The sequence below is a fragment of the Lysinibacillus odysseyi 34hs-1 = NBRC 100172 genome (assembly GCF_001591965.1).
Lineage (GTDB): Bacteria > Bacillota > Bacilli > Bacillales_A > Planococcaceae > Lysinibacillus_B > Lysinibacillus_B odysseyi.
The window spans coordinates 300,654-322,950 of record NZ_BCVX01000004.1 but is presented as its reverse complement, the minus strand read 5'-3'; the positions used below and the strand labels follow the sequence as shown (position 1 = coordinate 322,950).

General features: G+C 41.4%; 19 protein-coding genes. 6 read left to right on the top strand and 13 right to left on the bottom strand.

Annotation, left to right across the window (positions count from 1 at the left end; genetic code table 11):
• Window positions 1-49: 49 nt before the first annotated feature.
• From BOD01S_RS08795 to BOD01S_RS08785, 3 genes are all read right to left on the bottom strand, one after another.
• Window positions 50-2,047 carry an AarF/UbiB family protein gene (locus BOD01S_RS08795; RefSeq protein WP_036157004.1) on the bottom strand — a complete coding sequence of 666 codons (1,998 nt, stop codon included), beginning with the start codon at window positions 2,045-2,047 and terminating at the stop codon, window positions 50-52.
• A gap of 14 nt (window positions 2,048-2,061) precedes the next feature.
• A complete protein-coding gene (locus BOD01S_RS08790; protein WP_036157006.1) occupies window positions 2,062-2,496 on the bottom strand; it encodes an SACOL1771 family peroxiredoxin in 435 nt (144 codons plus the stop codon).
• A gap of 152 nt (window positions 2,497-2,648) precedes the next feature.
• A complete protein-coding gene (locus BOD01S_RS08785) occupies window positions 2,649-3,398 on the bottom strand; it encodes a metallophosphoesterase family protein (protein WP_052124935.1) in 750 nt (249 codons plus the stop codon).
• A 302-nt stretch (window positions 3,399-3,700) separates the two neighbouring features.
• Here BOD01S_RS08785 and BOD01S_RS08780 point away from each other — a divergent pair, with 302 nt between their 5' ends.
• Window positions 3,701-4,654, top strand: a complete 954-nt coding sequence (locus BOD01S_RS08780) for a TRM11 family SAM-dependent methyltransferase (RefSeq protein ID WP_036157008.1) — start codon at window positions 3,701-3,703, stop codon at window positions 4,652-4,654.
• Here the strand turns inward: BOD01S_RS08780 and BOD01S_RS23255 are convergent.
• From BOD01S_RS23255 to BOD01S_RS08770, 3 genes are all read right to left on the bottom strand, one after another.
• Window positions 4,643-4,798 carry a hypothetical protein gene (locus tag BOD01S_RS23255; RefSeq protein ID WP_169745627.1) on the bottom strand — a complete coding sequence of 52 codons (156 nt, stop codon included), beginning with the start codon at window positions 4,796-4,798 and terminating at the stop codon, window positions 4,643-4,645. The genes BOD01S_RS08780 and BOD01S_RS23255 overlap by 12 nt on opposite strands.
• 11 nt (window positions 4,799-4,809) lie before the next feature.
• A complete protein-coding gene (locus BOD01S_RS08775; RefSeq protein WP_036157010.1) occupies window positions 4,810-5,445 on the bottom strand; it encodes a hypothetical protein in 636 nt (211 codons plus the stop codon).
• A 122-nt stretch (window positions 5,446-5,567) separates the two neighbouring features.
• Window positions 5,568-6,017, bottom strand: coding sequence for a hypothetical protein (locus tag BOD01S_RS08770; protein WP_036157659.1), 450 nt, complete (start codon window positions 6,015-6,017; stop codon window positions 5,568-5,570).
• Window positions 6,018-6,294: 277 nt separating this feature from the next.
• On the opposite strand from BOD01S_RS08770, the gene BOD01S_RS23830 reads away from it, so the two are divergent.
• Window positions 6,295-6,426: a hypothetical protein gene (locus tag BOD01S_RS23830; RefSeq protein ID WP_280520958.1), complete on the top strand. Its 132-nt coding sequence runs from the start codon at window positions 6,295-6,297 to the stop codon at window positions 6,424-6,426.
• Here the strand turns inward: BOD01S_RS23830 and BOD01S_RS08765 are convergent.
• Window positions 6,423-7,043, bottom strand: coding sequence for an NAD(P)-dependent oxidoreductase (locus BOD01S_RS08765; RefSeq protein WP_036157012.1), 621 nt, complete (start codon window positions 7,041-7,043; stop codon window positions 6,423-6,425). The two genes, BOD01S_RS23830 and BOD01S_RS08765, sit on opposite strands and share 4 nt — an antisense overlap.
• 407 nt (window positions 7,044-7,450) lie before the next feature.
• Window positions 7,451-9,187, bottom strand: a complete 1,737-nt coding sequence (locus BOD01S_RS08760; protein WP_036157014.1) for an ABC transporter ATP-binding protein — start codon at window positions 9,185-9,187, stop codon at window positions 7,451-7,453.
• Between the two features lie 123 nt (window positions 9,188-9,310).
• On the opposite strand from BOD01S_RS08760, the gene BOD01S_RS08755 reads away from it, so the two are divergent.
• From BOD01S_RS08755 to BOD01S_RS08745, 3 genes are read left to right on the top strand one after another with little or no spacing between them, the layout of a single operon-like run.
• A complete protein-coding gene (locus BOD01S_RS08755; protein WP_036157017.1) occupies window positions 9,311-10,711 on the top strand; it encodes an ABC transporter permease in 1,401 nt (466 codons plus the stop codon).
• A gap of 12 nt (window positions 10,712-10,723) precedes the next feature.
• A complete protein-coding gene (locus BOD01S_RS08750) occupies window positions 10,724-12,220 on the top strand; it encodes an ABC transporter permease (RefSeq protein WP_036157019.1) in 1,497 nt (498 codons plus the stop codon).
• Between the two features lie 20 nt (window positions 12,221-12,240).
• Window positions 12,241-14,055 carry an ABC transporter substrate-binding protein gene (locus BOD01S_RS08745; RefSeq protein ID WP_036157021.1) on the top strand — a complete coding sequence of 605 codons (1,815 nt, stop codon included), beginning with the start codon at window positions 12,241-12,243 and terminating at the stop codon, window positions 14,053-14,055.
• A 94-nt stretch (window positions 14,056-14,149) separates the two neighbouring features.
• On the opposite strand, the gene BOD01S_RS08740 is transcribed toward BOD01S_RS08745, so the two are convergent.
• Both BOD01S_RS08740 and BOD01S_RS22920 read right to left on the bottom strand, forming a co-directional pair.
• Window positions 14,150-14,722, bottom strand: a complete 573-nt coding sequence (locus BOD01S_RS08740) for a Fic/DOC family protein (protein ID WP_036157022.1) — start codon at window positions 14,720-14,722, stop codon at window positions 14,150-14,152.
• Window positions 14,709-14,882: a Zn-dependent hydrolase gene (locus tag BOD01S_RS22920; protein WP_088321720.1), complete on the bottom strand. Its 174-nt coding sequence runs from the start codon at window positions 14,880-14,882 to the stop codon at window positions 14,709-14,711. Before BOD01S_RS22920 ends, BOD01S_RS08740 begins: the two co-directional genes overlap by 14 nt.
• Before the next feature lie 363 nt (window positions 14,883-15,245).
• Between BOD01S_RS22920 and BOD01S_RS08735 the strand changes: the two genes are divergently transcribed.
• Window positions 15,246-17,237: a methyl-accepting chemotaxis protein gene (locus BOD01S_RS08735; RefSeq protein ID WP_036157024.1), complete on the top strand. Its 1,992-nt coding sequence runs from the start codon at window positions 15,246-15,248 to the stop codon at window positions 17,235-17,237.
• A 532-nt stretch (window positions 17,238-17,769) separates the two neighbouring features.
• On the opposite strand, the gene BOD01S_RS08730 is transcribed toward BOD01S_RS08735, so the two are convergent.
• The 3 genes from BOD01S_RS08730 to sstT form a co-directional block, all read right to left on the bottom strand.
• Complete coding sequence (locus BOD01S_RS08730; RefSeq protein WP_036157026.1) at window positions 17,770-19,464, bottom strand: methyl-accepting chemotaxis protein; 1,695 nt, start codon at window positions 19,462-19,464, stop codon at window positions 17,770-17,772.
• Window positions 19,465-19,828: 364 nt separating this feature from the next.
• Complete coding sequence (locus BOD01S_RS08725) at window positions 19,829-20,671, bottom strand: hypothetical protein (RefSeq protein WP_036157028.1); 843 nt, start codon at window positions 20,669-20,671, stop codon at window positions 19,829-19,831.
• Window positions 20,672-20,995: 324 nt separating this feature from the next.
• A complete protein-coding gene (sstT, locus tag BOD01S_RS08720; protein WP_036157030.1) occupies window positions 20,996-22,210 on the bottom strand; it encodes a serine/threonine transporter SstT in 1,215 nt (404 codons plus the stop codon).
• Window positions 22,211-22,297: the final 87 nt, after the last annotated feature.

Sequence of the window (22,297 nt, the reverse complement as noted above, 5' to 3'; positions counted from 1 at the left end):
CTTCTTTAATGTAAAAAAGCTAAAGGGCATACCATCACCCTTCAGCTTGTTATAGCTTTTTCATATTCCGGATTGCTTGTATGGATAGACGAACAAGCAAGACCGCACATAAAAATAGCCCTAAATATGCCGCTGTATTCAAATAAATTGCATAGGCTGTATTCATAAATTGCGAGATTGCTAATAATGACACGGAAATAATTCCAAATGTAATACCAACCATCAGCAAAATAAATTGAGAAAACAGCTGCGTCAAGAAGCTGGAATTTGCCCGGTCCGAAAAGATATCATGATGAAGGATAATCCTTCCGCCCTCTACCTTTTTAATGAGCTGATCGATACGGCGGGGAATTTTCCTGATATTCGGAAGCATAAGTGCCAGCTCTTCTTCGATATATTCCTTTGTACCGACCGGATCCTTAAATGGCTGTTTCAAGCTTCTTTTTAGGTAGCTATTTGAAAATGCCTTTGTTTCCTTGAAAATATCAAAGGAAGGATGGATGATACGTAATGTGCCGTCTAATGTCACAATCGCACGCAAGGCCACACTAACTGAAGGATAAAACTGTAAACCGTATTCGCGGACAATCGAAAATACGGAATAAATCAATTCATCCGTTGGTATATGGTCAACATAGGAAATTCTTAATAGCACTTGGCTGATTGCCTGTTCTATTTCGTCGCGTTCTACATCCTCGGCATTCTCTACGAGTAAAAGAATACCATCAAATAGAAGGCCTTCATTCCCCTGCTGTATCCCCCCTAAAAATGATTTTAATCCTTCCTGCTGGGCAGCAGATAACCTGCCGACAGCCCCAAAATCAAGCAGTACGGGCTTGCCTGTATTGTGTTCAATATAAATATTTCCTGGATGCGGATCAGAATGATAGATTCCTGAAATAAGGACCTGCTCTAAAAAGACATAAAGCAAATTTTGAGCAAACTGATAGCAATCGATATGCAGCTCCTCAAATATCTCTTTGGCACACCCGACAGATGAGCCTTCTACATATTCCATCACCAGCAGATTCGATGTAGTGTATGTAGTGTAGACTTTGGGAATTTTCACCGTTACTGAAGATTTTTCCATAATGTTTGACAGCTGGATCATATTACGTGCTTCAATTTCAAAATCGATTTCTTCCTGAAGAGAAGCCGCAAAGCCAAGTGCCAATTCTCTAAATCCGAGGCTTTTTGCCCACGTTGATTTACTCGATACCCATGTAGCAAACTCCACTAAAATATCCAGGTCATCCCTCATGACCTCCCGCATGTCGGGACGCAGCAATTTGACGACCACCTGTTCATTTGTATCACGTAAAACAGCCCTATGCACCTGCCCAATAGACGCGGCAGCTAGCGGCTTCTTTTCAAAGTAACTGAATACTTGATCGATAGGCGCCTTCACATTTTCCCTTAATACGTGTTCAACCTGTTCGTTAGATAAAGGAGGGACATTTTGCTGAAGCTTTTCCAGCTCCTCAATGAAGATCGGGGAGAATAGCTCTTTCCTTGTGGAAAGAACCTGTCCAAATTTGACAAAGATGCCACCGGACTGCTCCAGTGTCAGCCTGAGCGCAAGTGCAAGCTCCCGTTCATCTTCCCGGTACTTTACATACTTCATGGTACGTGTTATCCCAGTTGTCATAGCTACCTTTAAAACAAGACGCAGACGTTTTTGCTTTCTCCAGTGACCAAGCAGCCGCTTGAAAATGTTCTTCTTTCCCCTCACCCGGTTGCCATTTTCATTTAACGCAATAGGATCAAACAGCTCAAAAAATAAGTATAATAGCATGGAAATGAGTAGCATACTGCCGAACCATAGAAGGGTGGCAATGTTCAATACATTTTCTACAAGTCCGTCTCCGTCAATAGAATTGTTTCGTAAAAAAGTATACCAAAAGACAAATGTTGTAAAGGAAACGCTTATTACTACCGATAAAATACGTTTTAATAAGTTTACGTTTGAACCGATTAACCGACCGCTGATAAAGAAAATCAGGACGGACGCAAGCAACAACTGAAACACCATTTGCCATCCGCTCATTCACTCACATCCTTTTAACGAAATGATAATAAAAGCTTAATATCCACATTCCCTTTTACCGCTTTACTAATCATACATGTTTCCTCAGCCTTATGTGCGAGCCGTTTGGCAATCCGTTCATTCTGCTCCGTATGCTCTGCTAGCTTGATAGAAAGATTATGGATAATCTCCTTATATGTAAAGACGCCGTTTGTGACATCAACGATCCCCTCCGATATCATGGAAAGCTTGGCTTGAATAGCAGAGCGTTCCAGCATGGCTGCAAGTGAAATGATATAGCATGTTGCAGCAGCCCCGAGAAGCATTTCGTCCGGGTTCGTTCCAATACCCGGCCCATCCATCTCAGGTGGAATGGATATAGCTGTACGCAGCCGTTCTGCGTGTAATGTTCCCGAATCATTCCGTCCTCCTTCCCAGTTGGTTTGTAATGTAAATGTATGTTGTGTCATATCTGCACCCTCCGTTATTCTTCTTAAAAAATTTATACTATCATAATAGGCCCAACTAAAACGAAGCACAAATGAAAGTCCCCGCTAGATTTTTTTCCCTTCTTAAACTGCATATTGTTCTCTTCATAACAAAAAACCGAATAGGCCTGCGCTTATCCGGTTAATAAACGTTGTTCAATTGAAAGCTCATCATTCATTATGGAGTGGATAATAATAGACGGCTCTCCCTTCGTCAATACAACACCGTTTAACCGTCCGTCCGGATAAAGAATTCCCCCATCAACGCCAATCTTCTTACGGCACGGTGAAATCCAAACTTCACTGCTTAAATCCTTGTTCAAATTTGTTGTAGGGGTATGCCCGAAGACGACAACATCTTCTGCTTCATGTGGAAACTCAGTGAACTCATCGCGTATCCAAAGCAGATCATGTTCCGTTGACTCTTCTGCATGACGTACGAATGGATTAATTCCGGCATGGGAAAAGAAATACTGTTCCCATCGGTAAAAGAGCGGCAAATTTTCCATCCATATAAGAAGCTGTGAATGTTCCTCCCTTATTCCTGCAATCAGCTCCTCGATTGTCGGATCCTCTTTCATTTCAAAGGTCTTCATACTTTGGAGTGTCGGTACACCGCCTATATTTAAAAATGTAAGGGCATATTTTTCCGGCTCTCTTAGCCACTCCATAAACATTGATTCATGATTCCCCTTTAGCGCTATAGCACCATAATCTTCTACAAGTCCCTTCACCCGCTGAAGAACCTGCAAACTTTCATTTCCCCGATTAATATAATCTCCTAGAAAGATCAGCCGCTGCTTTTGTGCATCCCACTTTGACAATAATTTTTCCAGTGCCTGAAAGCTGCCATGGATATCTCCTATCACAAACACCTGCTCCATTCCCTCACCCCTCTGATAGCTTTTAATGAAATATATGAATTCTCTCTTTTAATTATTGCACCGATATAAAAAGACTTTATCAAATTATAAAAGTCTATCTATTGAAATCTCCTAAAAGCCTCTGTATTCCTGCATGAGCTAAACATCCTGGCATCCAATCTTCCCACCAGCCGTTAGATACCGGATGGCAGATTGGCGTACGGCGGGAGAAGTGTAGTAAAATAGCCCTTTAAGCTTAAAAGCTTCCGAGCCCTCCTGTGAACCGGGGCTGCTCGTATTATAAAAACTAGGGGAAGAAAATATTGATACAACATATAAAAAACAATCGTTATATTTATACATTCGTTCATCATCCCGATGAATATGAGGTATGCAGGATGGAAATGCGCGCCTTTTTCGGAAAGGATACTGACGCGAATTACCTGTTCAGCGAGACGGAAATTGACCCAAGCCGCAGCCCATTTATCGAAGAGCGCTTAACGGTTCTATATGCGCATAAGAAACTTGATGATTTGAAAGAGCAGCTATCACAGCTTGCCATTGGGGAAAAAACATACAAAGTCATCTGTTTGAATAAAATGGATATGGCTGCAAACAGAAAAATTGAGCATAATGTACGGCAGCAGCTCGAGAGGGAGATCGGCCTTTTACTAGAGGGTGAGCCTGACTTAAATAGACCACAATGTCTTTTTGGGATTATTTGGTTGGACGGCGTTTGGTATTTCGGTTTGTATACAAAAAGTGAATCAGTGTGGCGCAAGCATAAGGACAAGCCACAGCAATATTCCACTGCCCTTAATACTAGAACGGCACGCGCCCTTGTAAACATAGCAGTACCTCAAATCGAAAATATAAAAGTCATTGATCCGTGCTGCGGGATAGGGACTGTTTTGATTGAGGCACTTTCAATGGGCATCCAAATTGAAGGAAGAGATATTAACTGGCACGTATGCCAGGGGTCGCGGAAAAATATAGCCCATTTTGGTTTGAAGGGTACAGTAGCAAAGGGGCCCATTTCAGAAGTAGTCAATCATTATGACGTGGCTATTATTGACTTGCCATATAACGTCTTTACGCATGCCTCCATCAGTGAACAGGCCGAGATTCTCAAGCACGCCCGCCGAATCGCCGATCAAGTGCTTGTAGTCACGATCGACCCGATCGATCGTGTGATTGAAGAAGCAGGCTTTGAGATATTTGACCGCTGTGTTGCCAAAAAGCAGCACTTTTCAAGAGAAATTCTTTTATGCAGATAGTTTGCATATAACTAATCGGCATGCAGAAAAGTTCTCCATCAAACAAAACAGCAGCTTTCCATAAGTGGAAGACTGCTGTTTTGTGCTGCTTTTTTTGAAATGCTCTTCATTGCATAAGGTTGGCTGCATAGCTTTTTCAGTCATTTAGGAATGCATTATTGCCACTCTTTCTCCATGCGTTTGAAAATATATGTATTCGAATAATATTGAATGCCCTTTGCACTGCGTACGGCTTTTTCTGCATCCTGCCTAAACACCTGCCAGTCTTTTTCAACGAAAGCTAAATTTGCCTCAATACTTGCCTTCATCCATTCTTTTTGAATCGAATAGCGTGCAGCCGCTTCTCGGTTGCCTTGCATTGCCTCAATCAATGCAAGTGTATACTGTCCGATTTCGGAAGAGGCAATTGGTTCTGCTAAACGATGTGCTGTATCAAAATCTCTCAGCATCATGGCCTTATTTGCACCATATACTGCCTGGACTTTCGGCTGTTTATATTTTTCTAAAACCGTATCGATTGCTTCAAGCAGCTCCTCATCCGTTCCTTCCCTCAGGCAGTGTAAAAATACAAATACCGGATTTTTTTGCTGCCTGTCGATATATTGGGCAAGCTGCTTTAAATTCTGTGAACCATATAATATATAAAGCATGATTGGTATTTCCATCCCCGCCAAGATTACAAATACTGTAAGAGCAATCCATAAAGGCCAATCCATCACCGCAAATAATACTCCAAGCACAAGAGCGAGCGGAAGCATCCAACCTAACCTTTTTCCAAATGATATACCCATACATACCTCCCTTTTTTTATACGTATTATAAAAATGCCGGCCTTACACGGATAAAGGATATGTTTTTTTGGCAATAACCAACATTCTTCATCCGCATACCAGCATGGTTAAAAAACACGCTATTATTGTCCTTCAATTTCTCCCAGCATCCCTGTTACAAAGCCCAGTAGAAGTTCATATGCCTGTTGGATCGTTTCCTCTCCGCTAAAACCTTTCATCGCATCAAGGGCAACGTTAATTTCCCAAATTCCTTCGTCACCTGCAAACATGGCACTGGAAGAACCAAGCATGCCCTTTAAGTTGTCCCGTAAATACGCTTTCAGCTGAGCACTTACTTTTTTCTGCAGCCGCAAGCCAAATAATGCTGTGTATACTTTGAATGTTTCATCAAATTCAAGGACGACAGCATCCATCTTGAGATTTGCGAAATCGTCGGACGCTGCATATAAAAACTCTTCCTGATGCTCCTTTAAATAAGCGAGCTTTTGCTGTAAAAATTCTGGTGTCTCGACTGCGAGCGTTTCCTCAGTTTCTTTATTGCAACGCTCAAGTGTCTTTACCGTGATTGTCATATAAATCCCTCCAACTATTCTTTCTTCTGTAGTATAACGCAAAATGTACCGGCCATGAGAGCATTCCTTTCTTTCCATCAAATAGTATGTCTCCTATGGTAGCATGGTGAATAATAGATGGAAGTTATTCATAGTGGAGGACTCGGCTTCTGCGGGAACAGCACGAACGGAAGATCCATTTTTCGCAACCTATCGAAAAAAATTAGCTGAAGCCGTGCTCGCTACAAGCGTCGACCGGAACGGAGAATAATGGTTTCATCGAAAACAAAAGGCAACTATGTGGCAGAAAATCATGATTGCCTTTTTTTATACAGCTGGAGTATTGTTCCACCCTCTTTTAACAGCTGTTTTATTTTCCATACATGAACAGAGTATTCCTATAGCAGATCGTGCAGAGAATGATAATTAGTAGGCAATCCCTACACGCATTTTTATATAATCGTTGCTATTTATTTGGCTAAATGCAAATTCAGCAGTATCCTGCACTGAAATTTTACTGCCGCCCTCCGGCAAAAGATTACTAACTGTTCGATATTTACCTAACCTTTCCCCGTCCGGTAAATATGTAGGACAAACAATCGTCCATTCGAGTTCTGATTGTTTAAGCATCTTGTAGACTTTATGATGTTCTTCGGCTGCACGAGTCAATTTTTGCTTAGATTCACTTGACTGGTAACGTAATAAATCAGGGCTGATCCTGCTTTGCAAGATTCCGGCAGTTCCTATAGTAATAATTCTTCTGATAGCTTTATTTTCCATTGCTTCGATAATAAGCGGCATACTTTCCGAGAGAGTGGTTGTTCCATCTGTGCTGAGTGCACTAATAACCACATCCACCCCCTGCAGTGCGCGTACAATATCATCCTTATTTAAAACATTTCCTTGAAGGACCGTTAAATTTTCATGATTCAATTGAATCTTTTGCGGATTGCGGGCTAATACAGTTACATGATGTTTGTCATCAAGAGCATAAGTAACTATTTGACTTCCTACTCGTCCAGTTCCGCCTAAAATTAATATATTCATTAAAACGAATCTCCTTTTATGCATTAATATATGGCACTAATCTTTAAAAAATATTATATCCCCTATTTTCCAGCTTCTTTTTAAAGATTTTTATTATGGATATAAGAATTTATTGATTCTCTCATAAATTCAGCATTTCTCCACAGTAGTTCCCCCTTTTTATATGTAGAAATTAAGTATACATTCGTTATTATGTATAATTTGACAAAAGTAGCTCCATTTTAAAGTTCTGCTTACACTAAGTCGTCCTATTAGTTCACCAAACATTTCGCAGCTTTATTATCTCTTAACAAGCTCGAAAACATAGAATACGAAAAGGACGATTTATAACAAACACCGAATCTATAAGACTCTACAAAATAAAATAAATACTAAAACCTCCGATAGTCTACTATCGGAGGTTTTTACTACTGTGCTACCCAGTGCCCCGGCGAAACTTCTACCAATTGGGCATCTTCTTTATGAAATTGCTTCATGCTTAGTTCTTCTTCTGATAATACTTGACGTTTTTTCTGTTTTTCAATGGCCGGATCTGGAATCGGAATGGACTGGAGAAGCATTTTTGTATAAGGGTGCTGCGGATTGCTGTACAGCTCTTCACTCTCGGCCAATTCAACAATTTTGCCTCCATACATAACTGCTACACGGTCACTAATATGCTTTACCATTGATAAATCATGCGCAATAAATAAATAAGTTAGTCCAAGCCGTTGCTGTAAATCCTGCAGTAATTCTACAACCTGCTTTTGAATTGATACATCGAGGGCCGATAACGGTTCATCGCAAACGATGAAATTCGGCTCCACAGCTAAGGCCCTGGCAATACCGATCCGCTGGCGCTGACCGCCGCTGAACTCATGTGGATAACGAAGTGCATGCTCCTTTTTTAAGCCGACCAGTTCAAGCAGCTCCTCGACGCGAGTCCGGCGCGCTTCCCGGCTCTTTGCCAGCTTATGTATATCAAGTGCTTCTCCGATAATATCCAACACTTTTTTCCGCGGATTCAATGATGAATAAGGATCTTGGAAAATAATCTGCATATGCCGGCGCATCATCTTCAGCTCCGATTTGGATAAGCGCGTGACAGGTACCCCTTTATAAAGGACGTCTCCATCTGTCGGCTGGTGCAGCTGCAGGATCGTTCTTCCTGTCGTCGACTTACCGGAACCAGATTCTCCTACCAGCCCTAATGTTTCCCCTGGATAAATAGCGAATGATAAATCGTCTACCGCTTTTAAAACATTGCCTTTTCCTAAATCAAAATGCTTTTTTATATGTCTTACTTCTACAAGCGGCGTATTGATATCCATGCCCTCCGGTAAATTCGGCTGCTGTTTTGGCACCTTCTTTTCATGCAGCTTCGGCAGAGCATTTAATAGGCGCTTTGTATAAGGGTGCTTCGCATGCGCAAATATTTCCTCGGTCGTACCTTCCTCAACGATTTCCCCTTCTTTCATCACAATGATGCGGTCACACATTCCTGCCACGACTCCTAAATCATGCGTAATTAAAATAATCGCCGTACCAAACTGCTCCTGCATTTGCTTCATTAAGTTTAAAATCTGTGCTTGGATCGTTACATCGAGTGCCGTTGTCGGCTCATCTGCAATTAACATCGATGGGTTACATGCGAGGGCCATGGCAATCATAGCACGCTGCCGCATGCCGCCTGAATATTCATGTGGATATTGATTGTAGCGTTCCTCGGCATTTTTAATACCGACAAGTTTCAATAGTTCGATTGTACGGTTGTACGCCTGTTGTCTTGTCATTCCTTGATGTTTTATCAAGCTTTCCGCAATCTGCTCTCCAATTTTGATCGTAGGGTTTGTGGATGTCATCGGATCTTGGAAAATCATACTGATATCTTTTCCCCGGATCGATTCCATTTCCTTTTCCGTTTGCTGGACTAAATTCTTTCCTTGGAAATGAATGGTTCCAGATTTTAAAAAAGAAGGAGGCGAAGGTAGAAGGCGCATAATGGAACGCGCTGTTACACTTTTTCCGGAACCCGATTCCCCTACAATGCCGACTGTTTCCCCCTTATTAATATGAAAGCTTACACCTTTAACTGCTTCAAACTCGGTTTCACCTGTAATAAATGAAACCTGCAAATCATTTATTTCAAGAAGACGCTCACTCATACAATTCATCCTTTATTCGAAAAATTATTGACTTCATATCCCTGCTCCTCCATACTATACTATGTTGATAGGAATTATACAATATCACAGGTACAAAAGAATAATAGGAAAGGAGGGTTTCACATGAAAGCGGCATTTTTCAGCCGGCATTTTGAAAAAGCAACAACTAAAAAAGGCAACTTCCTGGCATTAGTATTGCTAGGTTTCCTGGTCCATCTTTTTACGCTTTTATTTTACTTCCTTAAGAGGAATGATCCTGCCTATAAACGAAAATATGAGCAAAAAGTAAATGACTTACGCTCTTCAAACGACTTTGCGGAGTGGATTCAGGATTTTAGAAAACAGGAACAGGCGAAGGCACAGTTTTTCAACCAATCGTTGAAAGAAAAAGAGCTCGAAGCGATAGCTTCTGAACTGGCAAGTGAGAAATTACATAAGGAAGCCTCATTACAACTTGCTGCTGAAGGAATTAACAAACCATCATATAAGGAGTTTTTTGCTGGACTATTAAAGAACCCAATATTTGTTGCGCTCACTTTTATTCCAGGTATTTTCATGTATGTGCTGCTTGCGATCTATAGTAATCCGTTTTCTTACTTCATTGTAACACGCATTGTGCAAAGTATTTTTGTAATAATCGGAGTAGCCACACTTGTTTTTACAATTCTTTATCTATCGCCATTTGATCCGGCCCGGAATATTTTAGGAGTTGGCGCAACACAGGAGCAGGTCGACAATTTCAATCGGCTTTATGGTTTGGATCAGTCCTACATCCAGCAGCTGTGGAATTCACTATCAGGATTGTTCACGTTTGATCTAGGAACCTCATTTGCCGGGAAAGAGGATGTTGCCCAAAGCATTCTAAATAAATTCCCTGTGACATTGGAAATCGCTTTAGTTTCCCTAGTCATGGCGATTATCATTGCCATCCCGATTGGCATTATTTCAGCAGTTCGGCCGAATTCATTTATCGATTATACGTTTATGATTATTGCTTTAATCGGTTTATCTATTCCGAGCTTTTGGCAGGGTCTAATCATGATTTTAACGTTTTCAATCGATTTAAAATGGTTTCCAGCCACCTACAATCCAAACAATTGGCTGTCACTTGTCATGCCGATCATCGTCCTCGGTACATCGCTTACCGCCTCAATTGCCCGCATGACGCGTTCAAGCATGCTGGAAGTGATTCATGAGGACTACATTATAACTGCAAAAGCGAAGGGATTGTCCGGACGGAAAGTCATTTCAAAGCATGCGATCCGCAATGCAATGATTCCCATTATTACAGTCATCGGCCTTTTATTCGGCGGGATGCTGGGCGGTGCTTCTGTAACGGAAAAGGTTTTCAATATTAGCGGAATTGGAAGCTATATCGTCGATAAGCAATTTATCCCGGATATACCGGCTATTTTGGGTGGGGTTGTGTATATTGCGGTTACAATCTCTCTAGTGAACATGATCATCGATATTTTATATAACTTCTTTGATCCGCGCATTCGCGCAAAAATGAAAAAATCTTAAGGAGACAAAGCGATGAAGTTCATTTCAGATGCAAAGCTATTGCTAAAGGTCACTCAGGAATATAAAACAGCACAGTTTACGCTTGCTTTCTCTGCTATTTTAACGCTTCTGTTCCTTTTCTATAGCTATGATTTTAAAGCGGGACATAGCCGCCCTGTCGTCCTTATTTTCTTTAGTATATATGCAGTGACAACAGGGCTTATCGCCTTGTCCTCTTGGATGATAAAAAAGGATTTAGCAAGCGACCGTGAAATTAAGCGGCCTACAAGATTACTCGGTATTCCCCTGGTTTTTACTGTACTAATCGGGAACATCTTTGCAGCAAGCTATGGCTTTATGCTGCTGTCCAAGAATAAAACAGCTGAATATACCTTTGCCGTCTATGCGTTACTGACGCAAATCTTTATCATTTTGGTTTCGGCATTGAATATTTACAAGCCATATGTAGTCGATTCCTTTTTACTGACGATGGGTGCTTTTATCGCACTTTCAGTTGTCTATCTAGTAATGATCGTCCTTATTGCCAAATATGTAACACCAGTTACGGCACCTAAATGGATGCTTTTTGCCGGCATCGTCTTGGTTGCGGCTACCGTAACAGGAAATATCTTTTCCTTCCTTCTTGGCTATAGCTTAATTCAGAAGGCACGCAATAAAGATGCTTCCACTATAGAAAAATGGCAGAAGATGTGGCAGAAGATATTACGAAATACAATGGCTGTATTCGGACTGTTCTTTATTATTTTTATGTTTTCCCTCTCTGTTGCAAGCTCCTGGACATTTGACTATGACTTTGCAACGAAGAATGATTACAGTGCACTGCTGCAAACACCGTCTCTCGAGCATCCGCTCGGTACAGACGATTATGGGCGAGATCTGTTCTCGCGTATCGTATTCGGTGCACAAATCTCCTTAATTGTCGGATTCTTCTCTACAATCATCCCTGCAGTTATAGGGGGAGCACTAGGGGCAATCTCCGGCTATTACGGAAAAACAACAGATAATATCATCATGCGCCTGCTCGATGTGCTATATGCGATTCCCGGGATTCTGCTGGCCATCGCGATTATCGCAGCATTTGGCGCCAATACAACAAACCTGATTATCGCCCTGAGTGTAGGAGCAATCCCGACGTATGCACGGACAATGCGTGCGAATGTGATGCAAATTTCCAACTATGAGTTCGTGGAATCGGCGAAAGCCCTAGGTGCTTCTGATGCTGCTGTTATTTTCAAGCATATCGTACCGAATTCCCTTGCTCCGATGATTGTCAAGGCGACACTTACAATCGGCGGTGCTGTCATTTCTACAAGCAGCTTAAGCTTCCTAGGGCTAGGGGTTGAACCTCATATTCCCGAATGGGGCAATATTTTAAAAGTAGGAAGTGCTTATTTGGAAACACATTCCTATGTAGCAGTCTTCCCAGGGCTTTGTATCATGCTCCTTGTTCTGTCCTTTAACTTCCTAGGGGATGGATTACGTGATGCACTGGACCCAAAAGCAAACTAAAACAATTGGAGGAGTTTACAATGAAAAAACGCAATAAATTATTTTACGCCGGTGTTACAACTGCTGCTGCAGCGGTACTGCTTGCTGGCTGTGTTGAAACAAAATCAGATGTGGAAGATACAAAAACAGATAACCAAAACAGCGGGCAGCCAGCCATTGAAATTTTAGGCATGGCCGCAAACGAAGCGGATATGAATATTCTGCGTGATCAGCTTGTGAAAAACGGCTTTGAAGTAAAATTAAATATCCAGCCGGATTACGGTTCCTTTACAACACAAAAGGATGCAGGGAACTATGATGTTGCCCTTTCCAGCTGGACAACAGTAACAGGAAACCCTGACTATGCGGTCCGCGGTCTGTTCAAATCAGGCGGTGATTACAGTGATACTTCCGATAAAACAGTCGATAAGCTGATTGATGAAGCGAGCACGTTAACTGGGAAGGAAGCGGAAGAGAAATACGCAGAGCTGGAGCAGGCGCTTGTATTCGACAATGCCTATATTGCCCCGCTTTATATTTCGAAGAAGTTCCAGGGAATCTATTCTAAAGAGGTAAATCCTGATACGGTACGTCTGCCAAAATCAAGAGCACAGGCATGGGAAGAGATTTCCTTTAATGATCAATCAAAAAATGCAACGGAAACACTTGTATTGCACCAGGCAATCGCTTCATTGACATCGCTTGACCCTATTAAAGGGAATGATGGCTCTATCAATACATTAAATACAAACATGTATGTAAGATTAGTTAACTTGACGGATACAGATGAAGTCGTATCGGATGGCTCTTTGTCGATTGACCATGCATCTTCGGAAGATAATAAATCCTACTATTTTGTACTGCGGGATGATATTAACTTTACAAAAGTTGAAAATGGCGCAGCAGTGGATACAGGTGACCTCGTTTCGGCAGAGGATGTTGTCTTTTCACTAGAGCGTGCCAAGGATGAAAAATCAGTACCGGACCACCGCACATACTCTATCCATGAAAACATCGACACTGTAACAGTTGTTGATGATATCGGCGAGCTTAAGGAAATTACATCAAGCGAAGGCGGCAGTATCCTTGAAGCCCTTTCTGATGACCTGCCGGCAGCTATCGCAGAAGTTGTAACAGATGAGAAAGATGTAGATAATGCAGCAGGTAAATACCAGGTAGTCAAAATCACTACAGCTGATCCGTTCCCACAAGTACTTAACTACTTGGCGCACCAATCAGGCGGAATCGTCTCTGAAGCACAAGTGACAGCGGTGAATACATTTGATGTAGCAAGCTACGACCCGAATAAAGATATTGCATACGGCGACCAATCCACTGTAACGGAAGGCGCTTCCTATAACAATCAGCTATGGGCAAGCGGTCCTTATATTATGGTAAAGAAAAATGACTATGAAGCAACATTTGTAAAAAATCCTGCTTATGCACCGGGTACAGAAAATGAGCCATTGATCAATAATATCAGTGTTCGTTTCATTCAGGACAATGACAGTGCATTATCCGCTCTTCGCAATGGTGAAATTCACGTTCTGCAGTCAGTACCTGAAACAAAAATCGATATTGTAGAAGGCGACAGCAACCTGACATTAAAGACAGCTGACAGCAATGCCGTTTCTTATGCATTGTTCAATCCATCTGGACGCGAAGTATCAAAATCGGCAGATTTACGTAAAGCGGTTCTTTACTCTATTAATCAAGACGAGTTTATCAGCTATTACCAAGGCAATAAATTAAAAGCGGTATCGACAGTATCCCCATTAATAAATACTGGGTTAGAACTAGTCGCTGATCCTGAAAAAGCGAAGGAATTTTTAAACGCTTATAAAGAAAGCAAATAATACATGAAAAAGCTATAGGTGATGGGAAACCATTGTCTATAGCTTTTTGCATAAAAAAATGCCTGTAAAAGAGCACTCACCCTTACAGACAGTATTATTTATATAATGTTTTCAGGAAAATAGCCTCCAGGGCCGTTGTATCCACTACAGACTCAATCATTGCTTTTATATATTCTTCTTTTACCAAATTGGTATAATCCCATTCATAGCCTTTTGTTCTCGCATAAGCATGTATAAAAATCCTGATTGCGCGGCCATTGCCCTCACGGAATGGATGCAGCATATTCATCTCTGTCTTAAAATAGGCCAGGCGTTTGGCGGCCATTGCGATATCCTGCCAGCTTCCCTCTGTATGTAATGCACCAAATATTTCATCCGCCATTCTGTCAATATATTGAAACTGACAAAAGCGTGTAGTACCTTTGGAAAGCTGGACTTTCCGGAACTCTCCCGCAAAGTGATAAATATCCTGGAACAAATAACGGTGGAGATCTATGAACCCTTCCTTTGTGAACGCCGGGATTTGATAAAGTCCGTTTTCAATCTCCAAAGCCCGGATCATAAACGCATAAGCCTCCGCTACTTCTAGCTGCTCCAGCGTCTGGATGCCGAGCTTATTGTGGCTCAGCAAATAAGAAGCATCTTCTCCGAAATTATACTTTTCCATGTTGCAGCGCTTCTTTGATCATAGTAGGTGTTACTTTTTTTCCAGCATTCACTGTTTCAATAGCCTTTAAAGCGAGCTCTTCATTCACATACAGGTTTTCAAGAGCCAGGTTTTTTTCCACGCGCTTAAATTCAAGCGAATTGATCATGATTTTCTTCACTTTCTCTCCCTCCCACATCTACTATTATACATGAAATCAAGGCACTTATGCATTTGCTGACTGCTGAGGAGGCTTGGATCCATACTATCTCCTTCCCGTTTCCCGCCTTTGACATCCACCCCTATCGTTTTTAATCGACGAAAGCACAAAGGCCTACACTTTATTATTTGAACAATATACTTTATACTAATTTATTTATTTTCAGATAATACTATTGTATGTAAGCGGTTTTTTACTTATTTTTTCCAATAGTTTCTTTTCATAAAAAATCCTGTATTGATTTCCTTATTGTTTCTTCTATAATTAATACGCGTGATTACATAAATATATTTATTTTGATGTTATTTTCCGGAGGAGGATTTTGTGTTTCATTTTAAAAGTATTCGTATAAAATTAACAATTTGGATTTTATTACTGGCGATTGTTCCATTAATCGCTGTTACTGTTTCCATCCAAACAATTAACAGCCTATCCTTAATTGACAAGGAGAAAGCGGCAATCCAGGAAATGGTCAACGGTAAAAGCGCGGATATTACCCGCTGGTTTGAGGCACGTACTGCTGAGATGGAAATTGCTGCTGAAAGTGATATTATGAAATCGCTTGAACCAACACGAATAAATCCATTTCTTACAACATTAAATAACCGTTCAGAGGTTTTTGAAACAATGTTTGTATTGAATAAAGATGGGATGGTGATAGCTCATACAAAAACAGATTCAATCGGCTCTGACTATAGTGACCGGACGTATTACCCTACTACGTTGGCAGGGGAAGCAAGCTATTCAGATGTCCTCATTTCCAAAGCGACAGGTAACCGAATTGTTGTAGTAACTACACCAATCAAGGATACATCAGGAAATGTGATTGGTATTCTTGCCGGCTCCGCAAATTTTGAAGAGCTGATCAGTACATATTTAACATTTGACGACAAGAAGCTGCAGGCTGAAGTTACTTTGGTAGATGGCAGCGGTACGATTCAATTGGATAATGACAGTGAGAATATCGGAAAGGTAATAGAAGAATCCTCTCTCAATACCGGGATGAAAAAACTTCTTGCAGCAAGCCAGACTTCAGCAGGCATTGTAGAGGTAGAGGAGCAAGACCAGACTCAGTTACTTGCTTATGCACCAATTGATGCTGTCGGCTATGGATTGAGTATACATACGCCCAAAAACATAGTAATTGCCGAAACGAAGAAAATCCAAAATATAGCACTAGGAATCATTGTTTTAGCTGCCTGTATCATTGCTGCTGTTTCTTATTTAGTTATTCGCCATTTTGTCAAACCGATTATTACGGTTACTGAAGGTATGGACAAAGTAGCGGAAGGGAACTTAACAATTGAACCCCTTACAGTCAATTCGCAGGACGAACTGGGCCATTTAATCGAAAACTTCAATACAATGGTCCATAACACGAAAAACCTTGTCATAAATATCCAGCATACAGCTGATCAGGTCGCCGCTTCCTCAGAGCAGCTGACGGAAGGCACAACTGATACGGTCGCGGCAGCAGAACAAATTTCTGCCTCTGTCCACACAATTGCAACAAGTGCTGAGCAGCAGGCCAGCTATACTGAGGATGCCAAAACTGTAGTGACGGGCATTTCACATGGTATTACACTCATTACAGATAATATTGATGAAACAAATACTATTGCCCATCATGCTGTCGAGGTCGCTTCTGCAGGGACTGGCGTTATCCAAAAAACGGTTACCCATATGCAGCGTGTAGAAGACACGACTGATGTTGCTACGAAAACGATCAATCACTTAGGCTCAAAATCATCAGAAATCGATAAAATAATTGCGGTTATTACAAGCATTGCCGATCAAACAAATCTGCTGGCATTGAATGCAGCCATCGAGGCAGCACGTGCCGGAGAATACGGAAAAGGCTTTGCTGTTGTAGCAGATGAGGTTCGAAAGCTTGCCGAGCAGTCTGCACAAGCTTCCGGCCAAATCGGTCAGTTGATCAAGGAAATCCAGCAGGAGATTCATTCTTCTATTGACGCGATGAAGGAAGGAACCGACGCGGTAAAAGAAGGAGCTGTCCTTGTTGAATCTGCTGGTGCGGCATTTGGTGACATTGTGCAAGTCGTAAACAACGTGTCTGAACATATGAAGCAGATCCATGAAGAAAGTGTCCGTATCCAGACGAGTGCCAGCAGGATGGTTGATGATATCGAGAATATTACGGAAATTTCAATTTCCACATCAAGTAGCACACAGGAAATTGCGTCTGCCTCTGAGGAGCAAAACAGCTCTATGGAGGAAATGGCACAAATGGCCAACACATTATCTGCTATGGCAGCTGATCTGCGGCAATCCACTCAGCTTTTTCAGGTGAAATAACGACTCCCCCTGTTGCATGCAGCAGGGGGTTCTATTATGTTTTCGAAATAACTATATGCCAGTCCTAGGAATAAAAACTGGGTCTCGGGCTGATGATTTTCTCATTTAGTAAATAAGGATCGCTGTATTTTCAAAACAGGCCGTTGAATAGGAGCACAGAAATAAGCAATCAATAGATCTTACACTAGCAGTACTTATTTCTCGTTACTACATATAGGCGAGCAGCGCAACAGCAATACCTGCTATCGTTGCCAGTAAAGCATATATAATTGTGACAGGTGAATCTTCTTTATCCTTTTTGTTATGCTGCATCAGATTCCTCCTTGTAGGTGTATTTGGTTATAGGAGCAAGAGGGTAATATAGTTCCCGTTAACACCTTCCCCTTATTTTCCAAATGTATACAGGAGAAATGATAAAATAATAAAAGAAGACAATTGTCACGCTTATCACTCTACAGTTTAGAGATAGCTATACCTCCACTAAAAAAGGAGCTTTCTAGAAAGTATCCTCCCTAGAAAGCTCCTTTTACTATTACACCTTAAATTGATTAATCTGTAACAGCAGCTCTTCAGCACGTTTTGATAAGGCAGCTGAAGACATTGTGATTTCCTCCATAGATGCAAGCTGCTCCTCTGAGGTAGCCGCGACCATCTCGGCATTTTCGGACGTCTGCTTGGCAACATGTGCTACTTGCTCAATAGACATATTCACCTGCTCTGCACTTGCTGACATGCGTTGTGCAACAGAAGAAATTTCCTGGATTTGTGAAGACATTTCGCTAATAGAAGATTGAATCCGTTTAAATCCGGCCCCAGCCTCCTGTACAACAGAAATACCGGAAGCCACTTCATCAGTTCCTTTTTCCATTGCCCGGACAGCATGCTTTGTATCTGCCTGGATTTCCCCGATAAGTCCCGCAATCTGATCAGCAGAAGCTTTTGACTGTTCCGCAAGCTTTCGGACCTCATCTGCCACAACAGCAAAGCCTTTTCCATGCTCCCCCGCTCTGGCTGCTTCAATAGCTGCATTCAACGCTAATAAATTCGTCTGGTCTGCAATCCCCGTAATGACCTCGATAATTTTAACGATCGCCGTAGAACGTTCTTCCAGTTGTTGAATAACTGTTGCTGAATCATTAGTCGATTCATTAATTTTATCCATTTGAATTACGACCCGCTGAAGAGCGATATCTCCTTCATCGGCTTCTTTTGTAGCATCAGAAGATACATCCGCTACGGTTGCAGTAGCAGTAGCAACTAACTGGACACCTGCCATCATCTCATTCATTGCCTGTGAGCTTTCATCTGTACTCACTTCTTGCTTTTTAGATCCGCCGGCTACTTCCTGGATCGATGCAGCAATTTGGTTTGTTGCCTCTGTCGTCTGCTCTGCGCTTGCCATTAATTCTTCCGAGGAGGCTGCCACTTGCTCAGCACTTGTATGTACCTGGCTCACAAGACTGCGCAAATTCAGCATCATACTATTAAATGACTCGGCTAAATCGCCCAATTCATCCTTATTTTTCACCTGTACGGGATCAATTGTTAAATCCCCGCCTGCCATAGCCTTTGTTGCCTTTGTAACCTTCTGAAGCGGACCGGCTATCTGCCCGGATACAAACCAGCCAATCATTACGGCCAGCAATAATGTAATTAAGCTAATAACCGATACGATGAGAGTAGTATTATTTGTCCCCTGCTTATTTTCCTTATTCGCCTCGTGCATTAATTTTACCGCTTTATCGGCATATGAAGAGGCTACGTCAATCATCCCTGTTGTAATCGGCTTCAATCTTTGATCCCAGATGACCATCTTCTGGTCGTTTGTAGGCTTGTCCTGTAGACGTGTTACAAATGTATCATATTCATTAGTCAGTTCTCCGTTTTTTTGTTCAATTTTATCCAGTGCCCGAAGAAACTCTTTATCCGTTACCATTCCCCGCATTTCCTTCACAAGCCCGTCAATTTCTTCTGTGGCTTCACGAAACTCTGCCCGCAGATCCATCGTATCTTCTAGAATCGTTCCCCGTACAGCCAATGATTGCTTTTGTACTTTTACTACAATTTCTTTCATATAGGTTTGGACTTCCACTTGCTGATCGATAACATCCGAATATGAATCCGTAATACGCTGTAAAGAAAATAATGCCATTCCAGCTACGATGATAAGTAGAACAGCAACAATCATGAATCCGGTAAATATCCTCTTTTTCACTGATATTCTCATAAAATACACCCCTTGATAAATGAAATGACAACAAAAAAGATGTGTCCCCTAAATAGAAGACCATCTACATATTGCAGAAGAACTAGAAAGGTATGAATTTTTGTGTCTATTTTCATTATATTGAATAAACAGAAATTTTCCATATTTTTTTCACATTTACATTAACTTGTTGATATTTATCATTCATATAATATAAAATCAGGTACAAAGAATCAGTTATATTCCAATCCCTTTCATTACTACCAAGGACACTTAAGTCTTTTGCATCTGAATAAAATAGGTCGAAAGAAGATAAAGAAATGGAATACTCGTTTTGAATGGGAGCTTCTTTTCCTATATCCCCTCGCCTTCACTATTCCTATTTTCAGTCTGCGAATGATTTAGCAAATACCGTTAAATCCAGGTTGTTTATTTTAAAATCGGCACCGCTGTAAATAACGAGCTCCCATTGGCCGCTCTCATTCACCCTTATATTCCCGACTCCTGCAAAGGTTAATGGATTCCCTATTTCTATAGCCTTCGGAATAGCAGTAAATTTATTTAAATAGCTGCTGTTCAACCGCTCCGCTACAAACTCTTCTGGAAACACAACTTTCATCCTTGCCTCATTATGTTCTATTGAAAGATCTGCCACTTCTCCCACAAGGAGAGCGTGCTGAATAAATCCTAATACGAGCCTTACCTGCCCTACATCTTTTTGCTTTATTTCATCTACAAACCGCTTGCGGATTGCCTTACCCTTTACTAATGTATCATCTTCTAAAAAATCGCCATCATATAATGTCATCTGGATATGTCTTTTTTTATATTTGTTTTTCTGCCGGGACTGTAAATGTTGCGTAGTAGTCTTGTTTTTTACAGTCTCCTTTTCCGCCCCCTCCCCCCCAAACAGCCGGGCAGCCTCCCGCAAAGCATTTTGCTTTCTATGTCCGCTGATTGTAAAGGTTTTGTCCTCCAAAAGGCTTTGCTCAATTTCAACTAATTCTCTATTAATATTATAAATACAGCCATCACTGTGCTGACGGCGGCGCCACGTCTTAAAATGAGCCCTCTTTCCCCCACTGTAGGAAAGAAGCGCTGGACATCCTCCTGTCGGGCAATATAGCTTTCCTTTAAATCTCTTTTTATAAGTCTGTTTATTCATTTCACTCAAATGGACAATCGTTTCCACCCCATCTACTAAGTACCGGCCATTTAATATTCTCATACAATTCCTCCTTCGAATAAAATAGCCATCCAAAAATCCATCTCCAATATACCGGATGGCTTTCCTTATAATTTCCTCTATTTTTTTTAATAAATGATCCTGCTCTTCTTTCTAGGAAATTCCTCTATTTTATCGCTGTCTATTATGTACGTATGCATTCGTTCAAGAGAATATATCTTCCAGGTTAAACGCCCCATATAGTTAATTAAGAGAAAAAGTAGTGCCTATGAGAGTTCAAAAAGTTTTCTCCATAAATAATGCAGTATGGAAGCACAAAAAAACTGCCTGGAAAGCATAAACTTTCCAGACAGTTCCCTCTATCTTTTATCTGTTATTTTTCCGCGCTTTTGCCTGCTCAGCCGCTGCAGTAAAGACTACATCCGAAGAAGAGTTCAGCGCTGTTTCACATGAATCCTGTACAACACCGATAATAAAGCCGATCGCTACAACCTGCATGGCAACATCATCCGAGATACCAAACAAGCTGCACGCCACGGGAATTAACAGAAGTGAGCCACCTGCTATCCCGGAAGCCCCTGCTGCAGAAACCGCTGATACAACCATCAAAATAACAGCTGTTGCAAAGTCAACCTCGATGCCCAGCGTATGAACTGCGGCTAATGTCAATACTGAAATCGTCACGGCAGCACCTGCCATATTAATTGTTGCGCCGAGCGGTATCGATACGGAGTATGTATCCTTATCCAATCCTAATTTCTCGCACAGCTTAATATTCACTGGAATATTTGCCGCAGAACTTCGTGTGAAGAATGCTGTAATACCGCTGTCCTTTAAGCAAGTGAGTACAAGGGGATATGGGTTTTTCCTTGTGTATATAAACACCAATAACGGGTTCACTATAAGGGCGATAAACAGCATACTTCCTACCAATACAAGTAATAGACGGCCATATTCCGATAAAGCTGACAGTCCGTTTGTCGCAATGGCATCAAATACAAGGCCCAGGATTCCAAATGGTGCCAGATTGATTACCCATTGGACTACTTTCGTGATGGCATCCGAAATATTCTCCAATACGTTTTTCGTTGTTGCACTTGATTTCTTTAATGCAATTCCTAATACAACCGCCCATGCTAAAATACCAATATAGTTTGCATCCATAATAGCAGTCACAGGATTTGTCACAATATTATAGACAAGCTTCTCCAGCACTTCCCCAATTCCGCTTGGCGGTGCTATCTCCTTGGCCGATTCTTTCAGTGTTAACGTTACCGGGAAGATATAGCTCGCTACTACTGCCACAAAACCAGCCAGGAATGTGCCAATTGCATAAAGAATAAGAATGGACTTCATATTCGTTTGATTGCCCTCTTTTTGTCCTGCAAGGGCATTAATTACTAAAAATAGAACGAGGACGGGTGCAACCGCCTTCAACGCGCTCACAAACAACGTTCCAAGCATGGAAATACCGCTTGCCTGTTCAGGGATTGTTATGGCTAATATCCCCCCGATGATAATACCAATGATGATGCGATTAACCAGGTTGATCTGGTTCCATCTCGAAACTAGATTCTTCATTATTTCCTCCAACTGTCTTTCACTGTACTCTCAAGACGGATAAATGTTTTTTTGTATAATACATATTAACACAAACATTCCGAATTC

What these genes read in the sequence shown, in the direction of transcription:
- BOD01S_RS08795 (WP_036157004.1), bottom strand. Translation starts at nt 2,047, where the DNA reads ATGAGCGGATGGCAAATGGTGTTTCAGTTGTTGCTTGCGTCCGTCCTG.
- BOD01S_RS08790 (WP_036157006.1), bottom strand. Translation starts at nt 2,496, where the DNA reads ATGACACAACATACATTTACATTACAAACCAACTGGGAAGGAGGACGG.
- BOD01S_RS08785 (WP_052124935.1), bottom strand. Translation starts at nt 3,398, where the DNA reads ATGGAGCAGGTGTTTGTGATAGGAGATATCCATGGCAGCTTTCAGGCA.
- BOD01S_RS23255 (WP_169745627.1), bottom strand. Translation starts at nt 4,798, where the DNA reads ATGACTGAAAAAGCTATGCAGCCAACCTTATGCAATGAAGAGCATTTC.
- BOD01S_RS08775 (WP_036157010.1), bottom strand. Translation starts at nt 5,445, where the DNA reads ATGGGTATATCATTTGGAAAAAGGTTAGGTTGGATGCTTCCGCTCGCT.
- BOD01S_RS08770 (WP_036157659.1), bottom strand. Translation starts at nt 6,017, where the DNA reads ATGACAATCACGGTAAAGACACTTGAGCGTTGCAATAAAGAAACTGAG.
- BOD01S_RS23830 (WP_280520958.1), top strand. Translation starts at nt 6,295, where the DNA reads ATGTGGCAGAAAATCATGATTGCCTTTTTTTATACAGCTGGAGTATTG.
- BOD01S_RS08765 (WP_036157012.1), bottom strand. Translation starts at nt 7,043, where the DNA reads ATGAATATATTAATTTTAGGCGGAACTGGACGAGTAGGAAGTCAAATA.
- BOD01S_RS08760 (WP_036157014.1), bottom strand. Translation starts at nt 9,187, where the DNA reads ATGAGTGAGCGTCTTCTTGAAATAAATGATTTGCAGGTTTCATTTATT.
- BOD01S_RS08755 (WP_036157017.1), top strand. Translation starts at nt 9,311, where the DNA reads ATGAAAGCGGCATTTTTCAGCCGGCATTTTGAAAAAGCAACAACTAAA.
- BOD01S_RS08750 (WP_036157019.1), top strand. Translation starts at nt 10,724, where the DNA reads ATGAAGTTCATTTCAGATGCAAAGCTATTGCTAAAGGTCACTCAGGAA.
- BOD01S_RS08745 (WP_036157021.1), top strand. Translation starts at nt 12,241, where the DNA reads ATGAAAAAACGCAATAAATTATTTTACGCCGGTGTTACAACTGCTGCT.
- BOD01S_RS08740 (WP_036157022.1), bottom strand. Translation starts at nt 14,722, where the DNA reads ATGGAAAAGTATAATTTCGGAGAAGATGCTTCTTATTTGCTGAGCCAC.
- BOD01S_RS08730 (WP_036157026.1), bottom strand. Translation starts at nt 19,464, where the DNA reads ATGAGAATATCAGTGAAAAAGAGGATATTTACCGGATTCATGATTGTT.
- BOD01S_RS08725 (WP_036157028.1), bottom strand. Translation starts at nt 20,671, where the DNA reads ATGAGAATATTAAATGGCCGGTACTTAGTAGATGGGGTGGAAACGATT.
- sstT (WP_036157030.1), bottom strand. Translation starts at nt 22,210, where the DNA reads ATGAAGAATCTAGTTTCGAGATGGAACCAGATCAACCTGGTTAATCGC.